Consider the following 713-nt stretch of genomic DNA (forward strand, 5'->3'; position numbering starts at 1 on the left):
CAGTCGGTGATTAAGCTATTAAGCGCCCGGTTCATCGAGCACGAATCGATCCCACCCGGCGAGCACACAAGTCCATAAACGACGAAACCCGCCCGTGCCAGGGCGGGTGACGTCGAAATTGATGACCGGGACCAGTTACCAGCTGAACCCGGCCTAACCCCGAAGGGTCTGTCGTGCGTGACAGCTCCGATGCTAACGCATACCCATTTCCCGATCCAGAAAAAGCTTCAAGTGTCGCCCTCACCAAAACCGGCCAGTCCGGTTCCGGCAACAACCACGAACCCGCAACACTGTGGGCGACCCTGGCGCCCCTGCTCGCCGGGCGCCCACGCGTCCGGGAATCCCGCACCAACGGCCACTCCTACCTCCGCCGCTGGGAACGACCACTCACCACCCGCCTACCCGCAGTCCCCGCCGCCGTCCCCATCTACTCCACCGCCGGCGACACCCGCGTCCTGGTCATCGATCTCGACACCTCCCGCGGCGGCCCCGACGCCGTCCACCGCGACGCCGCCGCCATCACCGCCCTGGTCCACCAGGCCGGCGGACAGGTCATCACCGATGAAAGCCCTAGCCGCGGCAGGCACCTCTACGTGCCGTTCAGCGAGCCCATCGGATTCCACGACGCCCGCGACCTCGCCCTCGCCCTGGCCGCCCGCACCCCCACGATGGACCCCAGCCCCAACCAGAACCTCACCGAAGGACTGATCCGC

At 66.8% G+C, this 713-nt stretch carries 1 pseudogene; it reads left to right on the forward strand.

The features are described 5' to 3' along the window. Positions 1-173: 173 nt before the first annotated feature. A pseudogene (locus ACVBEQ_RS28055) lies at positions 174-713 on the forward strand (hypothetical protein); the annotation flags it as partial.

The sequence above is a fragment of the Nakamurella sp. GG22 genome, from assembly GCF_052976845.2.